General features: G+C 62.8%; 19 protein-coding genes. 10 read left to right on the forward strand and 9 right to left on the reverse strand.

What is annotated here, in order from left to right:
• The first annotated feature begins 6 nt into the window (after window positions 1-6).
• Window positions 7-2424: a DNA topoisomerase (ATP-hydrolyzing) subunit B gene (gene gyrB / locus VGE08_RS02880; protein ID WP_349258603.1), complete on the forward strand. Its 2418-nt coding sequence runs from the start codon at window positions 7-9 to the stop codon at window positions 2422-2424.
• Window positions 2425-2484: 60 nt separating this feature from the next.
• Here the strand turns inward: gyrB and VGE08_RS02885 are convergent, their stop codons facing one another.
• From VGE08_RS02885 to glyQ, 3 genes are read right to left on the reverse strand one after another with little or no spacing between them, the layout of a single operon-like run.
• Window positions 2485-3249 carry a lysophospholipid acyltransferase family protein gene (locus VGE08_RS02885; protein ID WP_331066348.1) on the reverse strand — a complete coding sequence of 255 codons (765 nt, stop codon included), beginning with the start codon at window positions 3247-3249 and terminating at the stop codon, window positions 2485-2487.
• A gap of 13 nt (window positions 3250-3262) precedes the next feature.
• Window positions 3263-5347: a glycine--tRNA ligase subunit beta gene (gene glyS, locus VGE08_RS02890; protein ID WP_331066349.1), complete on the reverse strand. Its 2085-nt coding sequence runs from the start codon at window positions 5345-5347 to the stop codon at window positions 3263-3265.
• 16 nt (window positions 5348-5363) lie between these two features.
• Entirely contained in the window at window positions 5364-6290 is a 927-nt protein-coding gene (glyQ, locus tag VGE08_RS02895; RefSeq protein WP_331066350.1) for a glycine--tRNA ligase subunit alpha, read from the reverse strand.
• A gap of 413 nt (window positions 6291-6703) precedes the next feature.
• Between glyQ and glnA the strand changes: the two genes are divergently transcribed.
• From glnA to VGE08_RS02920, 5 genes are all read left to right on the forward strand, one after another.
• Entirely contained in the window at window positions 6704-8116 is a 1413-nt protein-coding gene (gene glnA / locus VGE08_RS02900) for a glutamate--ammonia ligase (RefSeq protein WP_331066351.1), read from the forward strand.
• 188 nt (window positions 8117-8304) lie between these two features.
• Window positions 8305-8997, forward strand: coding sequence for a DUF4124 domain-containing protein (locus tag VGE08_RS26670; protein WP_331066352.1), 693 nt, complete (start codon window positions 8305-8307; stop codon window positions 8995-8997).
• Between the two features lie 111 nt (window positions 8998-9108).
• Window positions 9109-10203 carry a nitrogen regulation protein NR(II) gene (gene glnL / locus VGE08_RS02910; protein ID WP_331066353.1) on the forward strand — a complete coding sequence of 365 codons (1095 nt, stop codon included), beginning with the start codon at window positions 9109-9111 and terminating at the stop codon, window positions 10201-10203.
• Window positions 10175-11587: a nitrogen regulation protein NR(I) gene (gene ntrC, locus VGE08_RS02915; protein WP_331066354.1), complete on the forward strand. Its 1413-nt coding sequence runs from the start codon at window positions 10175-10177 to the stop codon at window positions 11585-11587. Before glnL ends, ntrC begins: the two co-directional genes overlap by 29 nt.
• Before the next feature lie 177 nt (window positions 11588-11764).
• Window positions 11765-12226 (forward strand): tRNA (cytidine(34)-2'-O)-methyltransferase, encoded by a 462-nt coding sequence (locus VGE08_RS02920; RefSeq protein ID WP_331066355.1) that lies wholly within the window; start codon window positions 11765-11767, stop codon window positions 12224-12226.
• Here the strand turns inward: VGE08_RS02920 and VGE08_RS02925 are convergent.
• The 4 genes from VGE08_RS02925 to VGE08_RS02940 all read right to left on the reverse strand — a co-directional run bounded on the left by VGE08_RS02925 (window position 12213) and on the right by VGE08_RS02940 (window position 14559).
• On the reverse strand, window positions 12213-13241 hold the full coding sequence (locus VGE08_RS02925) for an NAD(P)H-dependent glycerol-3-phosphate dehydrogenase (protein WP_331066356.1): 1029 nt from the start codon (window positions 13239-13241) through the stop codon (window positions 12213-12215). The genes VGE08_RS02920 and VGE08_RS02925 overlap by 14 nt on opposite strands.
• A gap of 7 nt (window positions 13242-13248) precedes the next feature.
• Entirely contained in the window at window positions 13249-13752 is a 504-nt protein-coding gene (gene secB / locus VGE08_RS02930; RefSeq protein ID WP_331066357.1) for a protein-export chaperone SecB, read from the reverse strand.
• A gap of 63 nt (window positions 13753-13815) precedes the next feature.
• Window positions 13816-14112: a glutaredoxin 3 gene (gene grxC, locus VGE08_RS02935; protein WP_331066358.1), complete on the reverse strand. Its 297-nt coding sequence runs from the start codon at window positions 14110-14112 to the stop codon at window positions 13816-13818.
• Window positions 14113-14559, reverse strand: a complete 447-nt coding sequence (locus VGE08_RS02940; protein ID WP_331066359.1) for a rhodanese-like domain-containing protein — start codon at window positions 14557-14559, stop codon at window positions 14113-14115. It abuts the gene before it with no gap.
• A 165-nt stretch (window positions 14560-14724) separates the two neighbouring features.
• Between VGE08_RS02940 and VGE08_RS02945 the strand changes: the two genes are divergently transcribed.
• The 4 genes from VGE08_RS02945 (at window position 14725) to VGE08_RS02960 (ending at window position 19136) form a co-directional block, all read left to right on the forward strand.
• Window positions 14725-15894 (forward strand): murein hydrolase activator EnvC family protein, encoded by a 1170-nt coding sequence (locus tag VGE08_RS02945; RefSeq protein WP_331066360.1) that lies wholly within the window; start codon window positions 14725-14727, stop codon window positions 15892-15894.
• Window positions 15895-16253: 359 nt separating this feature from the next.
• On the forward strand, window positions 16254-17537 hold the full coding sequence (locus tag VGE08_RS02950; protein ID WP_331066361.1) for a S41 family peptidase: 1284 nt from the start codon (window positions 16254-16256) through the stop codon (window positions 17535-17537).
• A 6-nt stretch (window positions 17538-17543) separates the two neighbouring features.
• Complete coding sequence (locus VGE08_RS02955; protein WP_331066362.1) at window positions 17544-18575, forward strand: GGDEF domain-containing protein; 1032 nt, start codon at window positions 17544-17546, stop codon at window positions 18573-18575.
• 186 nt (window positions 18576-18761) lie between these two features.
• A complete protein-coding gene (locus VGE08_RS02960; RefSeq protein WP_331066363.1) occupies window positions 18762-19136 on the forward strand; it encodes a phage holin family protein in 375 nt (124 codons plus the stop codon).
• A gap of 22 nt (window positions 19137-19158) precedes the next feature.
• On the opposite strand, the gene VGE08_RS02965 is transcribed toward VGE08_RS02960, so the two are convergent.
• Window positions 19159-21105: an OPT family oligopeptide transporter gene (locus VGE08_RS02965; protein ID WP_331066364.1), complete on the reverse strand. Its 1947-nt coding sequence runs from the start codon at window positions 21103-21105 to the stop codon at window positions 19159-19161.
• A 4-nt stretch (window positions 21106-21109) separates the two neighbouring features.
• On the reverse strand, window positions 21110-22927 hold the full coding sequence (locus VGE08_RS02970; protein WP_331066365.1) for a M2 family metallopeptidase: 1818 nt from the start codon (window positions 22925-22927) through the stop codon (window positions 21110-21112).
• Between the last annotated feature and the right edge of the window lie 5 nt (window positions 22928-22932).

The raw sequence follows: 22932 nt of genomic DNA on the forward strand, positions 1-22932 counted from the left end.
CGGACTATGTCAGAGAAAGACGTCTACGATTCAAGCAAAATCAAAGTCTTGAAGGGCCTCGATGCGGTCCGCAAGCGACCCGGAATGTACATCGGCGACACCGATGATGGCACCGGTCTGCACCACATGGTGTTCGAGGTCGTCGACAACTCTGTCGATGAAGCGCTGGCGGGACATTGCTCACAAGTGACGGTCACCATCCATGCAGATCAGTCGGTCACGGTGTCCGATGACGGCCGTGGAATACCTGTGGATATCCATCCGGAGGAGGGTCGTTCGGCGGCCGAAGTCATCATGACCGTGCTGCACGCCGGCGGTAAGTTCGACGACTCTTCCTACAAGGTCTCGGGTGGCTTGCACGGCGTGGGTGTGTCGGTGGTGAACGCCCTGTCCGAGTACCTGCACCTGAGTATTCACAAGAATGGCCGGCTGCATCAGCAGGAGTATCGGCTGGGCGAGCCGCAGGCGCCGCTGGCGGAAGTCGGGCCAACGGACAAACGGGGCACGACGATTCGGTTCAAGCCCAGCGCGGAAATCTTCACCAACATCGAGTTCGACTATTCAGTGCTGGCCAAGCGGCTGCGCGAGCTGTCGTTCCTCAACTCCGGCGTCCGGATCGAGCTGATCGACGAGCGCGACGACAAGCATGAGACCTTCCACCACGAGGGTGGCATCAAGGAGTTCGTCCGCTTCCTGAACCGCAATGCCCAGGCCGTCCACGACACCATCATCTGGTTCCGGACGCAGGAAGGTCCCATTACCGTCGAGCTGGGCCTGCAGTGGAATGACTCCTACCAGGAGACCATGTCCTGCTATACGAACAACATCCCTCAGAAGGACGGCGGCACCCACCTCGCCGGCTTCCGTAGCGCGCTGACCCGCACGCTCAACGCCTATATCGAGAAGGAGTTCTCGGCCAAGGACAAGGTCGCCATGACCGGCGACGATGCCCGCGAAGGCCTGACGGCCATTCTGTCCGTGAAGATGCCGGACCCGAAGTTCTCCTCGCAGACCAAGGACAAGCTGGTCTCCTCCGAGATCAAGGGCATCGTCGAGTCGTCGGTGGGGGCGAAACTGGAAGAATTCCTGCTGGAGCATCCGCCGCAGGCCAAGGCCATCGCCAACAAGGTGCTGGAGGCGGCTCGTGCGCGCGAAGCCGCTCGCAAGGCACGCGAGATGACCCGCCGCAAAGGCGCCTTGGATCTGGCCGGACTGCCCGGAAAGCTGGCGGACTGCCAGGAGAAGGATCCGGCGCTCTCCGAAATGTTTCTGGTCGAGGGTGATTCCGCAGGTGGCTCGGCGAAGCAGGGCAGGGATCGTCGCACTCAGGCCATCCTGCCGCTCAAGGGCAAGATCCTGAACGTGGAAAAGGCGCGCTTCGACAAGATGCTGTCATCCGCCGAAGTGGGCACGCTGATCACCGCCTTGGGCTGTGGCATTGGCGCCGACGACTTCGATGTGGAGAAGCTCCGCTATCACCGCATCATCGTAATGACCGACGCCGACGTCGACGGCTCGCACATCCGCACGCTGCTGCTCACCTTCTTCTACCGGCAGATGCCGCAGCTGATCGAGCGCGGGCATATCTATATCGCCCAGCCGCCGCTGTTCAAACTGAAGAAGGGCAAGACCGAGCACTACGTGAAGGACGAGGCAGAGCTCAACTCCATGCTGCTCACTCACGCCCTGGAAGACGCGAAGCTGTTCGCCGATCCCGCTTCGACTGAGCCGGTGACCGGTTCGGCGCTGGAAACCCTGGCCCGCCGCTGGATGGAAGTGGCTGCGATCATCAAGCGCTCGTCTCGACGCTACGACCAGCGGGTGCTCGAGCAATTGCTCTACATGCCCGAGGTCACTCCTGCGAATCACGACCAGCTGGATTGGCTGACTCAGTGGGGTCGCACGCTCGAGACCCAGCTCAATTCTCACGACGATGCGGCGCGGAAGTACCGAGTACGCGTGATGGCCGCGGTGGATGGCGGCACACCCAGATTGCTGGTGGCGCGAACCGAGCACGGCATCACTTCGGAGAAGCACATCCATCGCGAGTTCTTCGAGTCCGCCGAGTACCGCAGCATTGCGGACCTCGCCGCGATGCTGAACGGCTTGCTCCAACCCGGTGCCTACATCGCCAAGAACGACAGCAGGCAGGAAGTCGGCAGCTTCAAGGAAGCCATCAACTGGCTGCTGGACGCAGGGCGCAAAGGGCAGGTGATTCAGCGCTACAAAGGACTGGGCGAAATGAATCCCGAGCAGCTCTGGGACACCACCATCAACCCGGAGACTCGTCGCTTGATCCAGGTCCGCATCGAGGATGCCCTGGCGGCGAACGACATCTTCGCTACCTTGATGGGGGATCAGGTCGAGCCGCGCCGCGAGTTCATCGAGAAGAACGCGCTGGCGGTCGCCAATCTCGATATTTAAGTAAATCTAATGATGGCTGCCGAGATCCGGGAATCTCGGCAGCCAAAGATCAACATTACTTCAACGATTAGCCGGCGATAGCGGGGCCGCCGGCTGGTCCGGGACGTTACTGGCGGAGCCAGGCGTCAGGGTCACCAGCTTCGTTTCAATCCAAGCCCGCACCTCCTCGTTCAATTCACGCGGGTTGCGTCCGGCCGCATCGATGGCCGGACCGATCACCATACGGATATTGCCCGGCTTCTTGACCCAGCCACGCCGCGGCCAGAAGTAGCCGGCATTGTGGACTACCGGAACGATCTTGCAGCCCGCCTTGGAGGCGAGTAGCGCGCCACTCACACCGTACTTCCGGGTCTCACCCACCGCGACGCGCGTGCCTTCCGGGAAGATCAGAATCCATAGGCCTTGCTTCAGCCGTTGTGTGCCTTGCTCGACCACCTGGGTGACGGCCGCCGCGCCGGCCTTTCGGTTGATGGCGATCGGCTTCAGGCACTTCACCGCCCAGCCCACCAGCGGAATCCACATCAGCTCGCGCTTGAGCACCCAGGCCTGCGGCGGGAAGACCGCGGCCTGCGCGATCGTTTCCCAGGCGGATGAATGTTTCCACATCGACACGTGCGCGCCGGGCGGAATGTTTTCCCGACCCTCGACCGTGTATGTGAGATTGCAGAGCTTGGCCAGCAGCCACATGTTCACGTGACCCCAGCTACGAGCGATGGCGTACAGCTTCTGGCTCGGCAGCCAGCCCAACAGCAGCACCACCACCGCATACAGCAGCGTTCCGACGAACAGGAGGGTCGTGAAAAGGATCGACCTCAACAGCTGCATGACAGTTGTCTCGTCAGCCCGGTAACCGCGACAAATCCGCCACCTGCAGGAACAGTCCGCGCAGGCGTACCAACAGGCCCAACCGATTGGCACGGACATCGGGGTCATCGGCCATGACCATCACCGAATCGAAGAAGCGATCCACATCTTCCTTCAGGGTAGCGAGCTGCGTCAGTGCGGCGGTGTATTCACGGCGGGAGAACAGCGGGTTCACGGCGCGCTCCATGGAAACAACGTGATCGAACAGCTGCCGCTCCGCCGGCTCCTGCAGTCTCGATGTTTCCACCGCGCCGGACAGATCATCGCCAGAGGCCTTGCGCAGGATGTTCGCAATGCGCTTGTTCGCGGCTGCCAGGCTGGCAGCTTCAGGCAGCGCCAGGAATCCTTCCAATGCCTGCAAGCGCACGTCGATGTCGATGGGTGAATGGGGCTTGCTCGCCAACACGGCATCGAACATTTCGGTGGTGACTGCTCGCCCGGCGGATTCCTCCAGATAGGAAGCGCGCAAGCGCTCCATGAGATAGCTCCAGATCTCCTCGCCGACATTCTCCGGTGCGGCAACCGGCTGCAACGAAACGGCGCCGTCCACGAGCTGGCGCAGATCCAGGTCCAGCTTGTGCTCGATGATCGTGCGCAGGATGCCGAGAGCCGCACGGCGCAGACCGTAAGGGTCGCGCGTGCCGGAGGGCTTCTGACCGATGCAGAAGATCCCGGCGATGGTGTCGAGCTTGTCGCCGATCGACAGGGCGATGCCCGTCTTCGTGGCTGGCAACTTATCGCCGGCGAAGCGCGGCCAATATTGCTCTTCGAGCGCGCTGGCGACTTCCGGGTCTTCGCCGTCGTGCTGGGCATAGTACTTGCCCATCAATCCTTGCAGCTCGGGAAACTCGCCCACCATGGCCGATAGCAAGTCGCATTTGCTCAGACGTGCGGCACGCTGGGCCAGGTCGGCACTGCCGCCGATGGTTTCGGCAATGCGTTGCGCGAGCGTCGCTACGCGATTGCTCTTGTCGGCAAGCGAACCCAGCTTTGCCTGGAAGGTTACTGACTTGAGTGCGTTGTACCGCGCCTCGAGCCGCTCCTTTCTATCCGTATCCCAAAAGAACGCGGCATCGGCCAGACGGGGGCGCACGACGCGTTCGTTGCCATCGCGGACCCGGTCCGGATCGCGGCTCGCGATGTTCGCGACGGTGATGAAATAGTTCATCAGCTTGCCGTCGGCCGAGCGCACCGGAAAGTAGCGCTGATGGTCTTGCATGGTGGCGATGGGCACCTCCTGCGGCAGGCGCAGGAACTCTTCATCGAAGCGACCGCACAGCGCCACCGGCCACTCCACCAGCGCAGTCACTTCATCGAGCAGCTTGTCCTCGATCACCGCCTGGCCGCCAATGGTCTCCGCCACTGCATTCACTTCGGCCCGAATGCGTTCACGGCGAGCCGAGACATCGGCAACCACATGAGCCTTTTCCAGCAGGAGCTGCGCGTACTTGGCGGGATTGCTCACCGCCAGCAGCTTCGGTCCGTGGAAACGGTGACCCTGGGTATACTTACCGGTGCGAATGCCGAGGATCTCGGCGTCGATGACGCTCGAGCCGAACAACATCACCACCCAGTGGACCGGGCGCACGAATTCCTGGGAGCCCGCGCCCCATCGCATGCGCCGCGCGATCGGCAGATTGTCGAGCGCGGTAGTCACGATGCCCGGCAGCAATGTGGCTGTCGCTGCGCCCTGCTTGGAGCCTTCGAACTGCAGCACCTTGCCCTTGGGTCCGTCGACTTGCAGCAACTGGTCGACGCTCACGCCGCACGACGTCGCGAATCCCAGCGCCGCTTTGGTCGGCTGACCATCGGGACCGAAGGCATTCGCGACGGCCGGGCCCTGACGTTTGATCTGTTGATCCGGTTGCTGGTCGGCCACGCCCGCCACGTAAACGGCGAGGCGTCGCGGCGTCGCAAACCATTTCACCTCGCCATGTTTGATGGCGGCAGTGTCGAGGCCCTTGGTGACACCCTCGGCGAACGACGCGGCCAGAGTGAACAATGATGCCGGCGGCAACTCTTCCGTGCCGATCTCGACCAGAAAATCACGTTTGCTCATGCTGAAATTCCGAAGCTCAAGCTTCCGCGGCCGCGCGATTCAGCATGGGGAAACCAAGTGCCTCGCGGGTTTTGTAGTAGGTTTCGGCGACTTCTTTGGCGAGCGCGCGCACGCGCAAGATGAAGCGCTGACGTTCGGTCACCGAGATGGCTTTGCGGGCATCGAGCAGATTGAAGGTGTGCGATGTCTTGAGCATCTGTTCGTAGGCCGGCAGCGCGAGCCCGCTCTCCAGCAGCTTCTTGCATGCCGCCTCGTGGTCGTCGAAGTGCCGGAACAGCTGCGCGGTATCGGCGAGCTCGAAGTTGTATTTGGACTGCTCTACTTCGTTCTGGTGATACACATCGCCGTAGGTCACGCGGCCGAGCGGCCCGTCCGCCCAGAGCAGGTCATATACGCTCTGCACGCCCTGCAGATACATCGCGAGCCGCTCCAGTCCGTACGTGATCTCGCCCATCACCGGCTTGCAATCCAGGCCACCCACCTGCTGGAAGTAGGTGAACTGCGTGACTTCCATGCCGTTCAGCCAGATTTCCCAGCCCAGGCCCCAGGCGCCCAGGGTGGGCGACTCCCAGTTGTCCTCGACCAGGCGAATGTCGTGCGTGAGCGGATCGAAGCCGAGCGCCGCCAGCGAGCCCAGGTACAGATCGACGATATCCGGCGGCGATGGCTTGAGGACCACCTGGAACTGGTAGTAGTGCTGCAGGCGGAAGGGATTCTCGCCATAGCGGCCATCCGTCGGCCGGCGGGATGGCTGTACATATGCCGCGCTCCAGGGCTCCGGGCCGACGGCTCGCAGCAAGGTGCCGGTATGGAAGGTCCCCGCGCCCATTTCCATGTCGTAGGGCTGCAGGATGACGCACCCCTGCTTGGACCAGTACGACTGGAGCGCAAAGATCAATTCCTGAAAGGTCCGCGGCGGGACGACGGCTTTGGGTGCGGCCATCTGGGGTCCGGTTGGTTCGTTAAAAAGCGCGCGAGTATACCGTGCGGGTTATGTTCGAAGCCGCGCAGCGCGTCGCGGCGCTGGGGCGCCCGGGCAACTGCGGCCGATTGCCGCACTTTGGTGCCCGCTCCAATACCAAAATGCACAAATTTGGTGCAATATGGGCCGCCCATGCTCCATTTTGGAGCGCCAGTTTGTAGCTTTTTCCGCCTACCTCCATCAAATCCAAGCGCTTGCGCCATCACGGTGCGCTGGCATGCTTCCTGCAATTTTCGTGGCCCAAGCCCCACTTACTCAGCTTTGGTCTGTTTTCGTCCGATGCGAATCGGCCGGACAGCCTCAACAACCTCCTGGCGTCGTAGCGGCGAGCGACCCGGGACACCTCAATCTCGCTGTCTACCGGAGGAGAACTCATGACGACCCCCGCTGAAGTCCTCAGCATGCTGAAAGAGAAGGAGGTCAAGTTCGTTGACCTGCGCTTCACGGACACGCGCGGCAAAGAGCAACACGTGACCGTGCCGGCGCACACCGTCGACCAGAGCTTTTTCGACGACGGCAAGATGTTCGACGGTTCCTCGATCGCCGGCTGGAAGGGCATCAACGAGTCCGACATGGTGCTCATGCCGGATGCGGAGACGGCCGTGCTCGATCCCTTCTTCGAGGAAACCACGCTGATCGTCCGCTGCGACGTGCTCGAGCCCTCCACCATGCAGGGTTACGAGCGCGACCCGCGTTCGATCGCCAAGCGCGCCGAGGCCTACCTGAAGTCCACCGGCATCGGCGACAAGGCGCTGTTCGGCCCGGAAAACGAATTCTTCATTTTCGATGACGTGCGCTTCGGCACCACCATGCAGGGCTCGTTCTTCGAAATCGATTCCGTCGAGGCCGCCTGGAGCTCCAGCAAGAAGTACGAGAGCGGCAACACCGCGCACCGCCCGGGCGTGAAGGGCGGCTACTTCCCGGTGCCGCCGGTCGACTCCTTCCAGGACATCCGTTCGGCCATGTGCGTGGCGCTCGAAGAGCTGGGCATGAAGGTCGAAGTGCACCACCACGAAGTGGCGACCGCCGGCCAGTGCGAAATCGGTGTGAATGCCAACACGCTGGTGCGCAAGGCCGACGAAGTGCAGATGTTGAAGTACGCGATCCATAACGTCGCGCACGCCTACGGCAAGACCGCGACGTTCATGCCGAAGCCCGTCGTCGGCGACAACGGCAGCGGCATGCACGTGCACCAGTCGATCTCGAAGGACGGCAAGCCGCTGTTCGCGGGCGATAAGTACGCCGGTCTGTCGGACCTCGCGCTCTATTACATCGGCGGCATCATCAAGCACGCCAAGGCCATCAATGCGTTCACGAACGCGAGCACCAACAGCTACAAGCGCCTGGTGCCGCACTTCGAAGCGCCGGTGATGCTGGCGTACTCGGCACGCAACCGTTCCGCTTCCATCCGTATTCCCTGGGTGTCGAACCCGAAGGGTCGTCGTATCGAAGTGCGCTTCCCGGATTCCACCGCGAATCCGTACCTCGCCTTCGCCGCCATGATGATGGCCGGCCTCGACGGCATTCAGAACAAGATCCACCCGGGCGAAGCCGCGGACAAGGATCTGTACGATCTGCCGCCGGAGGAAGCGAAGAACATTCCGGAAGTGTGCTACTCGCTGGAACAGGCGCTGCAGGCCCTGGATGCCGATCGCGGCTTCCTCAAGGCCGGTGGCGTGTTCACCGACGACGTGATCGACGCGTACATCGCGTTGAAGATGCAGGAAGTGACCAAGGTGCGTATGTCGACGCATCCGCTGGAGTTCGAGCTGTATTACAGCGTGTAACGACAGCAGTCAGCGGCGGTTCATGTTGGGCGCCGGGTGGGACGAGCCCGGCGTTCAGCTCCGAGCCAGCATTCTCGGGGCCGCCGTAGATGACTCTTTTCGAGAGACTGGACCAAGGGTGACGGCGGTCACAATTACGCCGTCACCGCTTTTGTCAGGTCGAGGCGAAGCGGCTATGCTCATTACATATGCGTACGGCGCTATATGTTCTCCTCGCACTGGCGGTGCCGGCATTCGCCGGGCAGACCGTTTACAAGTGGGTGGACGACCAAGGCGTCACTCACTACTCGGATCAACCGGTCGCCGGTGCCGAGAAAGTGGAACTGAGCGGCGGTACCAAGCGCGCCTCCACACCCGCGCCTACGTACTCTCCCCCTGCGCGGGAAGTCACTACCAAGGGCCCGGTGTATTCGCGCTTCGTGGTGGAAAGCCCGCAGCAGGACCAGGCCATCATCAACACTGGGGGTGTGGTCCGCGTGAGCCTGGCTTCGACGCCGGCGATCAACTCGGGTCATGTGGTTTCCTTGTATCTGGATGGCTCTCCGGTCGAGGGTTACAGCGGCGCGATGAGCCACGAGCTCACCAACGTGCCGCGTGGCACTCATACGGTGAAAGCCGTCGTGTCTACCCAGCAGGGCCAGAAGATTCAAGAAACGCCCGTGGTCACTTTTCATGTGCGGCAGGAATCCGCTGCGCAGCCGCCGGTCGGTCCGGCACTGCGGAACAACAAGCCGAAGCGCACGGCGGGCAACAAGATGCCCACCAAGCAGCCAACCTATGCCGCGCTCAACGGCGATACGCCTGCGATCGATCCGCGCACCAACATGCCGGTCGTGAAGCCAGCCAAACCCACGCCCGCTGGGCCGAAGGCCGGCAAGTAAAATCTTCGGTGCGCGCCGCTCGCTCGAGCGGTCGCGTCGTTCCTTCCTTTGCGGCTGGCATGGTGAAGGATACCAATGGCCGCACAGCCCTCGCCGCCAATGGCCCGCATCATGGCTGATTCCGGACGCATCCTCGACAGCCTCAGCACCAGCGTGCTCATCGTCGATGCGCATCGTTCGCTGCTCTATCTGAATGTCTCCGCCGAGACCTTGTTCGGCGTCAGCCGCAATCAAGTGCGCGGCCGGCCGCTTGCCGAACTCTTGGAAGATTCGGCCGTGCTCGATGAAGTGATCGATCGAGCGGCCACGACATCGCGCCCGTTCTCGCGGCGTGAGCTGGCCCTGCGGCCGATCTATGGCGATAGCGAGCTGATCGTCGACTGCACTGTTGCACCTTACGAAGAGAGCGGTGCGCCTGGCGCCGTGCTGATCGAAATCAGCGATGCGACTCAGCATCAGCGCATCACGCGTGAAACGGCGTTGCTGACCCAGATCGGCGGCAGCCGCTTGATGATCCGGCAACTCGCGCATGAGATCAAAAACCCGCTGGGTGGATTGCGTGGTGCTGCGCAATTGCTGGCACGACAACTCGATGACGCGTCGATGCGTGAGTACACGACCGTCATCATCAGCGAAGCGGATCGGCTGGTGACATTGGTCGATACATTGCTCGGTCCAGGACATCTGCCGCGCAAAGAATTGATCAACATTCACGAGCTGCTACAGCACGTGGGTCACTTGCTCGCCGCTGATGCACCGCCGGGTGTCGTGATCGATCGCGATTACGATCCGAGCCTGCCGCCGCTGCACCTGGATCGCAATCTCATCATTCAGGCGATGTTGAATCTGGGCCGCAACGCCATGCAGGCCATGGCCCCGGTCGTGAATCAGAACGACGGGCGTGGCGGACGGCTCGTGTTGCGCACTCGTGCGCTCACCAACGTCAACATCGGCGCACGCCGACATCGACTGGTCGCCAGCGTCCAATTCGAAGACAACGGGCCGGGTGTGCCCGAACAGCTGCGCGATACTTTGTTTTATCCGCTCGTCACGGGGCGAGCCGACGGTACTGGACTTGGTCTGGCAGTGGCGCAAGACCTGGTGAGTCGTCACGACGGCCTGATCGAATTCGCGAGCAGGCCAGGTCAAACCATCTTTACTATCCTGTTGCCATTCCATGTTGCAGACACCGGTCAAGCCTCTTAACGTCTGGCTCGTCGACGACGATGCCTCCATCCGCTGGGTTCTGGAGCGCGCGCTCCGGCAAGGCGGCATGGCTCCCACCGCGTTCGATCATGCGGACACCGCGCTGGCGGCGTTGCGTCGGGATCGCCCGGATGTGCTGATCACGGACATTCGCATGCCGGGCCGCAGCGGCCTCGAGCTGCTGACCGAGATTCGTGACAATCAACCGGACCTGCCGGTGATCGTCATGACGGCGCATTCCGATCTGGACAGCGCCGTTGCCGCTTACCAGGGCGGAGCCTTCGAATATCTGCCCAAGCCGTTCGATATCGACCAGGCCGTCGACCTGGTGCGTCGCGCGGCTCAGCAGAAGACACGCGTCGAGGAAGCGAACACCGAGGCACGGCGCATTCCTGAGATGCTCGGCCAGGCGCCGGCCATGCAGGAAGTGTTTCGTGCGATCGGCCGCTTGTCGCGCTCGAGCATGACGGTATTGATCACCGGCGAGTCCGGCACCGGCAAGGAACTGGTGGCGCGGGCCCTGCATCGTCACAGTCCGCGCGCCAACAAGGCTTTCATCGCCTTGAACACGTCGGCGTTCACCGCTGACTTGCTCGAATCGGAATTGTTCGGTCACGAGAAAGGTTCGTTCACCGGCGCCGATGCTCAGCGCCGTGGCCGGTTTGAACAAGCGGACGGCGGCACGCTGTTCCTCGATGAAATCGGTGACATGTCGCCGCAACTGCAGACGCGGCTGCTGCGTGTGTTGGCCGAAGGCGAGTTCTATCGCGTGGGTGGCCAGGTGCCGGTGCGCGTCGATGTGCGAGTGATCGCGGCGACTCACCAGGACCTGGAAGAACGGGTGAAGCAGAATCTGTTTCGCGAGGACCTGCTGCACCGGTTGAATGTCATTCGCATCGAAGTGCCGCCGCTGCGTCAGCGTCGCGAGGACATTCCCGAGCTGCTGATGCATTACTTGACCGAAGCGGCGGTCGAGCTCGGCGTCGAGCCGAAGACGCTGACCCCGGAGGCGGCCGCGGCGCTATCCAACTTCGACTGGCCGGGCAACGTCCGTCAGCTGGTGAATGCGTGCCGTCGGCTGACGGTGACTGCGCCGGGCCGCGAGATCAAGGCGGAGGATATTCCAAGCGATCTCGGCGGTGTACCCGGGCCTGCCAAATTGCAGGATGAATGGACACGCCAACTCACGAATTGGGCCGAGAAGCGTCTCGCCGCGGGTGAAACGCCGTTGCTCGACGATGCGATGCCCGAGTTCGAACGCACGCTCATTCGCGCGGCGCTGCGTAAGGCCGAAGGTGGACGCCAGGAAGCGGCGAAGCTCTTGGGGTGGGGTCGCAATACGCTGACCCGAAAGCTCAAGGAGCTGGCGATGGACGACGAATAGCCCAACAGAAGTGACTGGTGACTAGTGATTAGTGACTGGTCAGAGGAACCCCTTTCATCGTTCGGAGTCGGCCGCAGGCCGCTGGAAATCAGCTAGTTCTCCATGGTCCGCGGCCCACGCCGCCCCATGAACGAGCTCTGACCAGTCACTAATCACCAGTCACTTCATTCTTACCGAGTGTTCCACGTCATCCTTTATCAGCCGGAGATTCCTCCGAACACCGGCAACATCATCCGCCTGTGCGCCAACACCGGCTCGTCGTTGCATCTGATCCGTCCGCTCGGTTTCGATATCAGTGAAAAGGCCGTGCGGCGCGCCGGCATGGATTACGCGGACCTGGCGAATGTCCGGGCCTGGGATTCGTTGGAGGAATGTTTCCACGCGCTGCCGGTGCAGCGTTGGTTCGCGATCTCAACGCGAGGCAGAGCTCGCTATGACCAGCCGCGCTTCGCAGCCGGAGACGCCTTCGTATTCGGACCGGAAACCCGCGGGCTGCCGCAAGAACTCTTGGAAACCTGTCCCGCCGAGCAACGACTGACGATTCCCATGCGCCCCGGCAACCGCAGTCTCAATCTCTCGAATGCCGCCGCCGTCGTCGTGTACGAAGCCTGGCGGCAACTCCAGTTCACTCAGGCTTGAGCGCCCGAGTCATCAACTCTTTCACCGCATCTTTCGGCGCGACGCCTTCATACACCACACGGTAGACCTGCTCGCAGATCGGCATTTCCACGCCTGCGCGCTGAGCAACAGTACGAACCGCGCTGGCGGCAAGCACGCCCTCGACAACCTGCCCGATCGTCTTCTGCGCGGCATCCACGTTTTCGCCAGACGCCAGCGCCAACCCGAAGCGACGATTGCGCGACTGATTGTCCGTGCAGGTGAGCACTAGATCGCCGAGCCCGGCGAGTCCCATGAATGTTTCTTTTCGCGCGCCCAGGGCCACGCCCAGCCGCGTCATTTCAACAAGCCCGCGAGCGATGAGCGCAATGCGCGTGTTCGCGCCGAAGCCGAGCCCATCGGAAATGCCCGCGCCGATCGCCATCACGTTCTTGATCGCGCCGCCGACCTCGACGCCAGTGATATCGGTCGACGTATACGCTCGGAAGTTCTCTCCAGAAAAGCGCTGCGCCAGCTCGGCTGCATAGGTCGGATCGGTCGCGGCAATAGTCATTGCCGTGGGCAATCCAGCACCGACCTCACGAGCGAACGTCGGCCCGGAAATCACAGCAGTGGGCACGTGCGAGCCAAGCACTTCGCGCGCCACCTGATGAGGCAGCAATCCAGTGGACAGTTCAAAGCCCTTGGTGGCCCAGGCAACGCGCGCGTTGGATTGCAGATGAGGCGCGATCTCCTGAAGCATCCCGCGCAACGCATGGCTCGGCACAGCCACGATGATGTCGCGGCTGACCTGCAGCGCGGCCTTCAGATCAGGCTCGATGCGCAGTTGTTCCGGAAAAGGCGCGTCGGGCAGATAGCGGACATTGCGCCGGTCGCGTTGCAACTCGGCGAGATGCTTCGCGTCGCGTCCCCACAGCAAAGTGGGGAGCGCGACGCGAGACAACTGGATCGCGAGCGCCGTGCCCCAGGAGCCGGCGCCAAGCACCACGCATGTTGAGCCTTCGGGCGCCGCGATGGCGGCCTCTGGCGCGGACATGGCGAGATCAGTTCACCGAAGCGGCGCCCGGAGCATCCGGCTGCTGCTGTTGCTGAGCGCGGGCCGCGGCCTGGGCGAACAGGGCGTCGAAGTTCACCGGCGGCAGCAGGAACGGCGGGAAGCCGCCCTTCATCAGCAGATCCGAAATCACCTGGCGCGCGTAAGGCAGCAGATAGTTCGGGCAGAAGATGCCGAGCAGGCGCTGCATGTCCTGTGCTGGGACATTGCGCAGGCCGAACGCACCTGCCTGCTGCAGCTCGACCAACCACAGGGTCTTGTCATCCGCCTGCGCTTCCACGCGCACGGTCAACACGACTTCCTTCATGTCACCGCCGATGTCGTTCACCGCGGTATTGAGGTTCAGGTTGATCGTAGGGTTCGTGTTCGGATTGACGCGCGGCCCGGTCGGCGCCTCGAAAGACACGTCTTTCAGATATACGGCCTGCGGCGCGAATTGCGGCGCGTTCGGATCGCCGATCTGGCCGTTGGGCGCGGGTACTTCGTCAACCATGATGTCGAATCCTCTGTCGCGTTCGTCGAATAGTAGTGTCCGGCCGCTACCGGCCGGGCGCCCTTACCTGGGCAATTGGGCGAGCAGTTTATCCAATTCGCCGGCCCGATCGAGTGCCGCGAGGTCGTCATAGCCGCCCACGTGCCGCTCGCCGATGAAGATCTGCGGCACGGTACGGCGTCCGCCGCTCTTTTGCATCATCGTTTCGCGTTCGCCGGGGTCTTCGTCGACCTTGATTTCCCGAAACTGCGCGCCCTTGCGCTCCAACAGATTGCGTGCTCGCTGGCAGTAACCGCACCAGGCGGTGGAATAAATGATGATTTCGCTGGCCGAGGCGGCCGCTGCATCGCTTGAACCCATTTAATGCTTACCGTCTTTCTTGGCCGCGCCCTTCACCAGCGGCAGGTTTTCCTGTCGCCAGCTGTTCAGGCCGCCACTCAAGGTGACCACTTTAGTGAACCCCGAAGCACGCAGCTGACGCGCGGCTCCGGCCGAGGTTGAGCCGCCATCGCAATAGACGATGACCGGCTTTTCCTTGAATTTCTTCAAGGATTCCGCGCGGCTGGCAATTTCAGCCGCAGGGATGTGGCGCGCCTCGATGATGTGTCCAGCCTCGTAGTCCTTGCTGTCCCGAACGTCGACCACCAGTGCGCCGCTGTTCTGCAGCCGCACGGCATCTGCGGTGCCGACGCTGTTACCGCCGCGAGCGCGCTGACGCATCTCGATCACAACGGCGAGAACGGCGAGAATCGCCGCGGCGGCGACCAGGAATGGATGGTTGGTGGTGTATTCAAAGAATCGATTCATCGCAGCAGATCGGGGATTTACCCACGGGGCTGGCAAAAGGGCGCGAAGTATAACAGCCGGGCCACTCCGCCAAGTTCCCCACCCCGCTGGTCATCGGGATCTGCCACCATCGCGGCCAGTTGGCCGCACTTATCGGCGCCGGAACGAGCTGGTATTCGCCTAGCAATGTCAAATCTGCGTTTCGCCACGGCCGTTGTCGCGACCGTCCTGTGCGCCTTTGGTGGGTGGGGCAGCGGTGCTTTTCAAGCCCGGGCGGCCGCCTCGCCCGCCGCCAAGGAAGCCGAGCTCAAACGGGTTCGCAACCGGATCGACTCCATCCGCCGCTCCATCCAGGCCGAAGCCGAGCGCCGCGACGCCCTGGCCGGACAGGTCCGAGAAGCGGAGCTGAAGATTCAGTCGGCCCGCGAGCGTCTGTCCGAGGTCCGGGCCCGACGGATCGCTGCGGAAAACCGCCTGGCCGATTTGAAGACCGAACAGCAGGCCACCCAGAAGCGCATTGCGGACGAGCGCGACGCGCTGGCCGCGGAGGTGCGGGTGGCATACATGAATGGCCGTCAGGAACAGCTGAAGCTGCTGCTCAATCAGCAGGACCCGGCCCGGCTCGGGCGGATGATGGCCTACTACGGTTACTTCGGACGTGCACGTGCCGAACGCATCACTGCGATCAGCGAACATCTGGCGCATCTGGAACTGCTGTCGGAAAGCATCGCCACCGAAACCGAAAAACTGCGAGCACTCGAGCAGGATCAGGCGCGCGATGTGCAAGCACTTGCCGGCGCACGCGACCAGCGCGCCCGTACGCTCGCGCAGGTGAAATCCAAGATAAAAAATCGCAACGACGAGCTCGCGAAACTGCAGCGGGAAGCCCAGGCGTTGGAAAAACTGGTTGAAGCATTGCGGCGGGCTATCGAGGAGTTTCCCGAGCTTGCCGAGCAACCCTTCCAGCGCGTGAAAGGCAAATTGCCCTGGCCAGTGAAAGGTTCTGTGCTGGCACGCTTTGGGCAATTGCGCGCCGGGGGGCCATTGAAGTGGCAAGGCATGGTCATTGCCGCTGACCGCGGTACGCAAGTTCGCTCGCCATACTATGGCCGTGTCGTATACGCGGACTGGTTACCCGGCCTGGGTTTGCTGGTCGTGCTCGATCACGGTGGCGGCTACATGAGCTTGTACGGACACAATGAGCAGGTGTATCGCCGCGTAGGCGATCGTGTTGCCCCGGGCGACGTACTGGCCGCCGTCGGCGACGCCGCGGGCCTGGGCAAGCCCGGTCTGTACTTCGAAGTCCGCAAGGGCCGCGAGGCGCTCGATCCGGCGGCCTGGTTGATGAAACGTTAGTTGGCCGTGCCGCGAAATAGGGATCGCGAAGCAGGGTTTTAGGATTGGCTGGCACTCGCCGAGCTGGTCCGGCGGGGTCAGGCGGGCGCGGTGGGCAAGCAGCCTCCGGGCGTCCGAGTCGGGGGGCAGCCGATTCAGCGGTGAACTGATTGCGGCTGCGGGTGGCCCCCTGAGAGCCTTGGCGCGATCGTGGACCGGGGTCACAGTTCGCGCCCGGTCGCCGGGCCGGCCGGCCCTTGTTTGTCCATTCTTTGAACGGCGTCCGTGCTTCGCAACGGCGTGGGCCGCATTGTCGCCGCCGGCCGGACGTGTACTATGTTTAAAGGCCATCGAACTTGAAGTCTGATCCCCTCGGTGTCATGTCACGGGTAGTTATGCCGTTCCGCTTCGCGCTGATCCTGGGCGTTGGCGTCGTCATGGGCTTCGGTCTTTCGGTGGGCCGCACGGTGCAGGCCGAACGGGAGATCGAGCGGCCGGCGACCGCTGTGGGTGCCCAGAGCAGCCGGGCGGTGCCCTGGCAAGACGCGCGCCTGCTTGCCGAAGTGCTCGAGCACGTCCGCAATGAATACGTCGAACAGATTTCCGACCAGGAACTGATCGAGGCCGCCATTCGCGGCATGATCGCCGACCTGGACGCGCACTCCGCGTTCCTCGACCCGCAGGAGTTCGACGAGATTCGTATCAGCACCACGGGCGAATATTCCGGCGTCGGCATCGAAGTCGCGCTCGAGAATGGCGTGGTCAAAGTCGTGAACCCCATCGAAGGCACCCCGGCGCAGAAGGCTGGTGTATTGGCTGGCGATACCATCCTGGCCGTCGACGGCATTCCGGTCAGCGTCGAGAATCTCACGGACACCATCGACCGCATGCGTGGCAAGGCGGGCACGGCGGTGAAAATCAGCATCGCGCGCGCCGATCGGGAAGAACCTCTGGAATTCACGCTGTCGCGTGCCGCCGTGCAAGTTCACAGCGTGCGCGAGCAGTTGCTCGATGACGGCGTCGGTTACGTTCGGATCTCACATTTCAGCGAAACAACCGCGCCGGACCTGGAGCGCTCGCTGGCCAGCCTCAAAAAGAAGAACGGTGCGCCGCTGAACGGTCTGGTGCTCGACCTGCGCAACAATCCCGGCGGTGTGCTCGAAGCCGCGGTCGGAGTGTCGGATGTGTTCCTTGAAGAAGGCGTGATCGTGACGGCGAATGGCCGCGCGGCGGACGCCCGATTCGAGATGGATGCTCGCCCGGGCGACGCGCTCGATGGCGCACCGATGGTGCTGCTGGTGAACGGCGGTTCGGCCTCCGCATCGGAAATCGTCGCCGGCGCCTTGCAGGATCATCGCCGTGCCACGCTGGTCGGCCGCCAGACCTACGGCAAAGGCTCGGTGCAGACGGTGGTGCCGCTGTCCGACGGCCATGCCATCAAGCTCACCACCTCGAAGTACTTCACGCCCTCCGGCGCTTCGATTCACGAGAAGGGCATCAAGCCGGACGTGGTCGTCAACGACAAGGATCTGCCGACGCAGCGGGACAGCGTCGATGTGACCGAGAATTACGGCAAACTCGAGCACGATCTCGAGCTGCAGCTGGCCTTGAACACCCTGCGGCAGAAGACGCTCGGTGCCATTCGGCAGAGTCGCGCTCCGTAAGACTGCATGCGCTCCGCTCAGCCTGCAGCGGCCCAGACGCAGGGATTTGCGGCGAGGGCACTGTTGTGCCTCCAGCTGCTGACGCTCGCCATCGGCGCGCTGCAATTCGCCTTCGTGCCCGCATCGGTGAGCCAGCCCATGCTGGCGGTCGCGGCGCTGGGTCTGCTGACGTTCAGCATTCTGTTCGCACGCATCGTCCCGGCCTTGCAGCGACCGCTCGCGCGCCAACATGGCGTCGACATCACCTCGCTGATCGTTTGCATCACTTTGTTTGCAATCGCCACGGGCGCGGCGCACAGCTTCATTGTGCCGCTATATCTCATTCCGCTGGTCGGCGCGGCGCTGGCGTTCGGGCGCTGGTGGATCGTACTGCTGCTGGCGGCGGCCATCGCGGCGCTGGGCTTTCTGCTCGGCGCGCTCACACCGCAGGTCGATATCGATACACCCGAGTTTGGCGTTCGATTGCTGAGCGTACTGGCGCCCGGCGCGGCGGTGGCATTGGTCATCGCAGCCTTGATCGGTCAGATGCACAGCGCCGTGCAGAGGATCAGCGACCTGGCCTCGACGGATGCGTTGACCGGCTTGTTGAACCTGCGCTCGTTCGAAGAAATCCTGCAGCAGGAACACCGCAAGGCCGAGCGCTTCGGCCGGCCGTACACCGTCGTCGTGGTCGACGTGGACAACCTGGCGCTTATCAATGAAACGATGGGCCACGATGCGGGCAGCCAGGTGTTGGGAGCCGTGGCGGCCGCTATCACGCGTTCCATTCGCACGTCGGACGTGGCAGCTCGGCTCGGTGGTGACGAGTTCGTGGTGTTGCTGACCGAGGCGGATACGGCGATGGGCGCGGCCATCTCCACGCGCATCCGAAACAACGTGTATGCCGGCACGGTTTCGGTGGCGAACCGGTTGATCCGGGCCAATGTGAATGTCGGCACCGCCAACTTCCCCGAGGATCATCTCTATCCCAAGGAGCTGATGATCCTGGCGGAGCAAAACATGCAACAGGATCGCGCCCTGCGTCGCGCGCCGGAGTAAGCCCTACGAGGATCAAGGCTAGAGGGGCACCTACGTAGGTTTGCGCAGACGGCAACATCATCTACGCATCCCATTGAGGAAATTTCCGACCGACTCCATATCGGTCGTATCATCGCCGGGCACCGGCCGGCCTTCGTTTGCCTGCTGGCCGGACCCGCGCCGCTGTTGCGTCACGAGGATTGCGCCATGACCGGATTTTTCCTGCGAGCCGCCATCGTTGCCCTGGGGTTGTGGCTGGCCACCCAGATCTTCGACGGGCTGATTTTCGACAGTCCCTTCACCCTGCTCGCGGCGGCGGTGCTGCTCGGCATCGTCAACGCCATCGTTCGGCCCATTGCCGTCATTCTCACGCTGCCGCTGACCCTGCTGTCGCTGGGACTGTTCCTGCTGGTCATCAACGCCGGCATGTTGGGCCTGGTCGCGCTGTTGCTCGGCGGATTCTCCATCAGCGGGTTCTGGACCGCGGTGGGCGCCTCCCTCATCGTCAGCATCACTTCGTGGCTGGCCTCGGGCATGATCGCCAACAGCGGCCGGGTCGAAGTGATCTCCATGAGGAAGTAAGCGCGTCAGCCGCTGGAGTTGCTCAGGGCGTGGGCTCGAGCGCGCCGCGCCTGGCGACCCGATACAGGATCCAGCCGACCACCGCGAAGATCGCCAGTCCCAACAACTCGCCGAAGTGCAATGCCGCGGGCAGGGACAGCACGTCCGATGCTCCGCTGGTCACGATGGGAACGGCGATGAGAATGCCCATCAGCGCTTCGCCCGTGATCAAGCCCGCCGAGAACAGCACGCCTTTGCGATGAACTCTCTCCGCGGCCTCGGGGTTGTCATGCACTCCGGCCGCGCGCTCCACCAGGTGCGCCAGTAGTCCGCCAACGAAAATGGGCACCGTTAGATCGAGCGGCAGATAGATACCCACCGCAGCGGCAAGCACCGGCGTCCGAAAGTGCGCGCCGCGCTTTTTCAGGATCTCGTCACAAACGATGATCGCGGCACCGATTGCCACGCCGATCCAGATCAAATCCCAGGGCAACTCGCCACCGAACAGACCTTTCGCGACCGACGCCATCAACGTCGCTTGTGGCGCAAGCAGCGGGTCGGGATGCTCCGGCGTGGGCACGCCGATGCCATACGCTTTGGCCAGCAAGTTCAGCACCGGCCCCATCACCAACGCGCACGAGATCGCGCCGATCGCCAGCATCAACTGCTGGCGCCACGGCGTCGCGCCGATCATGTAGCCGCACTTCAAATCCTGCAGATTGTCGCCCGCCACAGCAGCGGCACAGCAAACGACCGCGCCAATCACGATTGCCGCCACCGGTCCGAGTGGGGCGTTGCTGCCCATGAGCACGGCCAGCACCAATGAAGCGAACAGGATGGTGCCGATGGTGATGCCGGATACCGGATTGTTCGACGAGCCCACCAGGCCCGCCATGTACGCCGACACCGAGCTGAACAGGAAGCCGGCCACGATCATGATGATGGTCATGGGTACGGACACGGCCAGGTCCTGGACGATGGCGTGATACAACCCGGCCAGCGGCAGCGTGAAGGCGATCAGGCCGACCAGCACCGCTTTCATCGGCAGATCTTTTTCGGTCTCCGCGACCACCTTGGCCGCTCCGGCGCGCGCCGCCTCCAGGCCGCTGCGAATGCCGGACATCAGTGAGTTGCGCAGCGAGATCAGCGTCCAGATGCCACCTACCAGCATGGCGCCGACGCCGAGATAACGGATCTGCGAGCTCCATATCGCGCCAGCCGCGTCTTCGGCGCTGGCATCCACCAAGCGAGCTGCCAGCTCCGGATTGCCGTCGAGGAAGAACGCGCTGTAGATCGGAATCGCAATGTTCCACGACAGGATGCCGCCGCCCACGACCACGATGCCGATGTTGAGACCGACGATGTAGCCCACGCCGAGCAACGCAGGCGACAGGTTGGTGCCCATGTATGCAATGCCCTTGCCGACGAAGCCACCAAACGCCGCCGAGTCCGGCACCAGCCGTAAGCCGCTCGCCGCGATCAGTTTTCCCAAACCGCCCAGGCCGGCGGCGCCGGCGAGTACGCGAATACCGCTGGCCGGATTCTCGCCCGCCTTGAGCACTTCGGCCGCGGCCTTGCCTTCGGGAAAGGCGAGCTGTTGCTCGACGATCAGCGATCGACGCAGTGGCACCGAGAACAACACACCCAGCACGCCGCCGAGGCCGGCGATTGCCAGCACCCACCAATACTTGAAATCGGTCCAATGCCCGAGAATCACCAGTGCCGGCACGGTGAAGATCACACCGGCGGCGATGGACGATCCCGCCGACGCGCCGGTCTGCACGATGTTGTTTTCGAGAATGTGACCACCGCCGAGCAGCCGCAGGACGGCCATCGACACGACGGCCGCGGGAATCGCTGTTGCAATCGTGAGCCCCGCGAACAGGCCGAGATAAGTGTTCGCGGCCGCCAGGATCACGGCGAGCACGATCGACAAAATGATCGCCCGCGCAGTCAGCTGCGGCGGGGACTGAGTCGCAGTTGTGTTCATGTTGTTACCAGCCGCAGGTTTGGCCCTTGTTCTGTTCTTCCAGCCAGGCGATCAGCGGTGCGAAATATTCGGTGATGGCCGAAGCATCCATTGCGCGCGTGCCCGTCAGTTTTTCCAGCGTGTCCTGCCAGGGTTGGCTCTGGCCGAGCGCCAGCATTTCCCGGAAACGCTGGCCCGCTGCCTCGTTGCCATAGATGGAACATTCATGCAGCGGGCCATGGAAGCCGGCCGCCTGGCACAGCGCGCGATGGAACTGGAACTGCAGGATGTAGGACAGGAAATATCGCGTGTACGGCGTATTGGCCGGGATGTGATATTTCGCGCCCGGATCGAAATCCTCCTCGCTACGCGCTACCGGTGCGGCCACACCCTGATATTGCTCGCGCAACTGCCACCACGCCGCGTTGTAATTCTCCGGCTTGATCTCGCCCGAGAACACCTTCCAGCGCCACTCGTCGATCAGCTTGCCGAACGGCAGGAACGCCAGCTTGTCGAGCGCCAGGCGCATCTGCTGATTGATCGTAGCTTGCTGGCCCGGCTTGACCGCGCCGGCCAGGCCGATCTGGTGCAAGTACGCTGGCGTCATCGACAGATTCACCGTGTCGCCGATGGCTTCGTGGAAGCCGTCATGCGCGCCGCTCTGGAACAGGTAGGGCTGGTCCTTGTACGACAGGTAATAGAACACGTGGCCGAGCTCGTGATACACCGTCATCAGGTGTTCCTGCGTCGGCTCGATGCACTGCTTGATGCGTACATCTTCTTTGCCATCCATGTTCCAGGCGCTCGCATGACATTGCACGTCGCGGTCACGCGGCTTGGCCAGCAGCGAACGTTCCCAGAATGTTTCCGGCAACTTGGGGAAGCCGAGCGAGACATAAAAGTTCTCGGCCGATTGCGTGATCCGAAGCGGATCGTATTTCTGTTTCTCCAGCGCCGCCGTCACATTCACATCGGTGGCGCCGGGATAGGGCTCGACCAGCGGATAGATCTCGCCCCATTGTTGCGCCCACATGTTGCCGAGCAATTGCGCCGGGATCGGCTTGCCCGAGGGGACGCGTTCCTCGCCGTAAGTTTTCTGCAATTTGCCGCGCACATAGCAATGCAACGAGCCGTACAGCGGCTTGACCTGCTGCCACAACCGTGACGCTTCCTTGGTGAAGTCATCCGGCGGCATGTCGTAATTCGAGCGCCACATCGCGCCCAGATCGGCGAAGCCCAGTTCGCGCGCGCCTTCGTTCGCAAGCTCGACGAACCGCACATAGTCTTGGCGAATCGGGCGCGCTGTCGAATGCCAGCCGGTCCACGCTTCGGTGAGCTCGTCGTAATTGCGACTGATGGCAAGGATGTCGGTGAGTTGAGTTTGATCCTTGCAGGAGTCCGGACCCCTGGGGCAGTACTTCGCCGCACCGTACATGCCTTCCATCTTCGAAGTGACGGCGGCCAGCTCGGCACGCTTGGCCGGATCGGGCGGCGCGGGCGCGGCGACACCGAGCTTCAGCAACTGAATGGCGCGCGCGGCCGTCGGGCTGAGCTGGTCCGGTTGATATGCTTTGGCTTGCTCGACCGCGCTGCTGAAATATTCCAGCCCACGCTCGCTGGCCTTTGCGTTCAGCAACTCGGTATCGACATTGATGAAGTTCGCATAGGTCCAGGCAGCGGCGCTCTCTTCCCGAGCACGTTCCATCAACTCGCGATTGATTCGTTCCACGAACTCATCGCCGCTCTCCGCCCGCGTGGCCGGTTGCTCTTGTTTGCGTTCGCAACCCGCTATTGCCAGAACAGCCGCGATCGTGGCGGCCAGTCGCACATAACGACGAGTCATAGCTC

Source organism: Steroidobacter sp. (assembly GCF_036406195.1).
In the GTDB taxonomy this organism is placed as follows: domain Bacteria; phylum Pseudomonadota; class Gammaproteobacteria; order Steroidobacterales; family Steroidobacteraceae; genus Steroidobacter.

Bases quoted from the DNA above. Each gene is read 5' to 3' on its own strand.
- glyQ (WP_331066350.1), bottom strand. From the start codon at position 6,290: ATGGCCGCACCCAAAGCCGTCGTCCCGCCGCGGACCTTTCAGGAATTG.
- VGE08_RS02940 (WP_331066359.1), bottom strand. From the start codon at position 14,559: ATGAATCGATTCTTTGAATACACCACCAACCATCCATTCCTGGTCGCC.
- glyS (WP_331066349.1), bottom strand. From the start codon at position 5,347: ATGAGCAAACGTGATTTTCTGGTCGAGATCGGCACGGAAGAGTTGCCG.
- VGE08_RS02945 (WP_331066360.1), top strand. From the start codon at position 14,725: ATGTCAAATCTGCGTTTCGCCACGGCCGTTGTCGCGACCGTCCTGTGC.
- VGE08_RS02970 (WP_331066365.1), bottom strand. From the start codon at position 22,927: ATGACTCGTCGTTATGTGCGACTGGCCGCCACGATCGCGGCTGTTCTG.
- secB (WP_331066357.1), bottom strand. From the start codon at position 13,752: ATGGTTGACGAAGTACCCGCGCCCAACGGCCAGATCGGCGATCCGAAC.
- grxC (WP_331066358.1), bottom strand. From the start codon at position 14,112: ATGGGTTCAAGCGATGCAGCGGCCGCCTCGGCCAGCGAAATCATCATT.
- VGE08_RS02950 (WP_331066361.1), top strand. From the start codon at position 16,254: ATGTCACGGGTAGTTATGCCGTTCCGCTTCGCGCTGATCCTGGGCGTT.
- VGE08_RS02925 (WP_331066356.1), bottom strand. From the start codon at position 13,241: ATGTCCGCGCCAGAGGCCGCCATCGCGGCGCCCGAAGGCTCAACATGC.
- VGE08_RS02885 (WP_331066348.1), bottom strand. From the start codon at position 3,249: ATGCAGCTGTTGAGGTCGATCCTTTTCACGACCCTCCTGTTCGTCGGA.
- VGE08_RS02960 (WP_331066363.1), top strand. From the start codon at position 18,762: ATGACCGGATTTTTCCTGCGAGCCGCCATCGTTGCCCTGGGGTTGTGG.
- glnL (WP_331066353.1), top strand. From the start codon at position 9,109: ATGGCTGATTCCGGACGCATCCTCGACAGCCTCAGCACCAGCGTGCTC.
- ntrC (WP_331066354.1), top strand. From the start codon at position 10,175: ATGTTGCAGACACCGGTCAAGCCTCTTAACGTCTGGCTCGTCGACGAC.
- VGE08_RS02965 (WP_331066364.1), bottom strand. From the start codon at position 21,105: ATGAACACAACTGCGACTCAGTCCCCGCCGCAGCTGACTGCGCGGGCG.
- VGE08_RS02955 (WP_331066362.1), top strand. From the start codon at position 17,544: ATGCGCTCCGCTCAGCCTGCAGCGGCCCAGACGCAGGGATTTGCGGCG.
- gyrB (WP_349258603.1), top strand. From the start codon at position 7: ATGTCAGAGAAAGACGTCTACGATTCAAGCAAAATCAAAGTCTTGAAG.
- glnA (WP_331066351.1), top strand. From the start codon at position 6,704: ATGACGACCCCCGCTGAAGTCCTCAGCATGCTGAAAGAGAAGGAGGTC.
- VGE08_RS26670 (WP_331066352.1), top strand. From the start codon at position 8,305: ATGCGTACGGCGCTATATGTTCTCCTCGCACTGGCGGTGCCGGCATTC.